The 2,132-nt window shown below is 70.3% G+C and carries 1 protein-coding gene and 1 pseudogene; one reads left to right on the top strand and one right to left on the bottom strand.

From position 1 onward, the window contains the following. On the top strand, window positions 1–628 hold a 628-nt coding region (locus JaAD80_RS28955; protein ID WP_102299635.1), incomplete at its 5' end, for a ferritin-like domain-containing protein. A gap of 27 nt (window positions 629–655) precedes the next feature. Here the strand turns inward: JaAD80_RS28955 and JaAD80_RS31085 are convergent. Then, a pseudogene (locus JaAD80_RS31085) lies at window positions 656–2,132 on the bottom strand (hypothetical protein); the annotation flags it as partial.

Raw genomic sequence — 2,132 nt, 5'->3', positions numbered from 1 at the left:
GCCGGAACTGGTGCCGCCGCGCCTGGTCGGGCGGCGTTCGATGATCACGCCGGAAGGCCGCGCCATGCTGGTGCACGCGCTCGCGCACATCGAATTCAACGCCATGAACCTGGCGCTCGACGCGCTGTGGCGCTTCCCGGACCTGCCGGCCGAGTACTACGCGGACTGGCTGCGCGTGGCAAAGGAGGAAGCCACGCATTTCGCCATGCTGCAGGCGCACCTGCAGGTGCTGGGCCACACGTATGGCGACTTCCCCGGCCACGACAGCCTGTGGGAAATGGTCGACAAGACGCGCGGCGACGTGCTGGCGCGCATGGCGCTGGTGCCGCGCACCCTGGAGGCGCGGGGCCTGGACGCGATCCCGCCGCTGCGCGCCAAGCTGGCGCAGGCGGGGGACCTGGACGCCGCCGCCATCCTCGACATCATCCTGCGCGATGAAGTGGGCCACGTGGAAATCGGCAACCGCTGGTACGGCTACCTGTGCGAACAGCGCGGCCTGGAATTGCGCGCCACCTACGCGGAACTGGCCCTGCGCTACGCGGCGCCCGTCCTGCGCGGCCCGTTCAACCTGGAAGCGCGGCGCCGGGCCGGGTTTTCGGAACTGGAATTGTCCGACCTGCCTGCCTGATGGCGTGCAGGCCCGCCGCCCTGGCGTTCACGGATGCGCCGTCAGGCTGATGTGCCAGTGGCCCAGGTGGGCCGGGTCGATGCTCACCCTGGCGGGCTTGGCCCACGGGGGCACGCCCGGTATCCTGGCGTGGGGCGGGGCGGCGAAACGGCCGTCGACGAGGGCCAGCTTGACGAAGCTGTGGCCGACGTAGATGACGCGCGTGCCGGCGTCTGCCGCTTCCAGCGCCAGCATGGCCCGGTTGGCCGCGATCCACGCCACCAGCCGGGCCAGTTTCGGCTTTTGCGGCGCGCCGGCCGCCACTTCCGCCTGCGCGTCGTTGATCAGCTGGAGGATGGCAGCGCCGTTGCCGGCGCCGCCCAGGCTATCCGTGTAGCCGCCCGCACCGTCCGCGTAGCGCATGTCGATCTGCTGGCCGTCGCCGTGGCCGCTGTCTCCGAGGAGCGAGCGGCCCGCCGCCGTTTGCGCCACGTGCTGGCCGCTGATGTCGCCGAAGCGGTAGGGCTTGTCCAGCAGCCAGTCTGTTGCCTGGCGCGTGGCCCACGAGTCGCCGCCCGCATTGTCCGGCGCGCGCCCGCCGTAGCGCCGCGCCGCCAGCGCCGGCGCGTTGCCCGCCAGGTACAGGGGGATGTAGGCCGTGTCGCCCCTCAGCGCCACCTGCCCCCCTTCGGCCGGGTCGGAGACCGCCTCGCTGCCGTTGACCTGCCCCTTCAGGCGGATGGCGACGACGGCCTTCTTGTCGATCTTGCCCCCTTCGAACGCGGGCAGCACCAGGCCCGGGAACGTGACCTTCCCTGGCTGCTGGATGCTGGCCTGGGCCAGCAGGTTGCCACTGTTGAACGCAGGGTCGCCGCCGCTGGCGGAAATGCCGATGCTGACGTCCGTCAGCGTGGCGGTCACCGGCGTGTATTGCAGTTCCAGCGGCAGGGTGGGGGCCGGCGTGACCGCGCCCTGTGCGATGGAAAGGTAAGGTCCCGGCAAGTTGGTGCTCGCCTTGAGCGGCTGCAGCACGGCATGGCCATCCTGGTTGGGCGACAGCCATTGCGCCTTGCTGACTTTCAACCCCGTGCAGGCCAGGCTCAGCTCCACCCGGATGCTGGTCGGCAACTGATCATCGCTGATATTCGTGGCGCTGACGCTGCCGCCGATGGCCAGCGCGCCCTGCGCGGTATGCTGGCCGACATCGATGCAATCGGTGCTGGCGATACTGCCCTGCGTAAAGTGCGACTGGTTGACGGCGCCCGTGGCGGCCAGGCTGGCGCCGGGCAAGCCGAGCACGGCATACGACCAGGTGTCGTTGTAGCGGCTCTGCTGCGTCGTGTACACGGGATATTCGGCCGTGCTGACGCTGATCCTGACACCCACGTAGCGCGTGCCTTTCGGCACGGCAAAGGCGATCGGCGTGCTGACGGTCCGGTTCTGCGCGCCCGCCGTGGCGGCAAATGCCTGGCTGTCAGCGCCGCTTGCAGCGAATGGCGCGGCGGCCGATAGCGGGCCTGACCCG

This window comes from Janthinobacterium sp. AD80 (assembly GCF_002878455.1).
Classification (GTDB): Bacteria; Pseudomonadota; Gammaproteobacteria; order Burkholderiales; family Burkholderiaceae_D; genus Janthinobacterium.
Note: the sequence above shows the minus strand (reverse complement) of the source record. Positions and strands in the feature narration are given on the sequence as shown.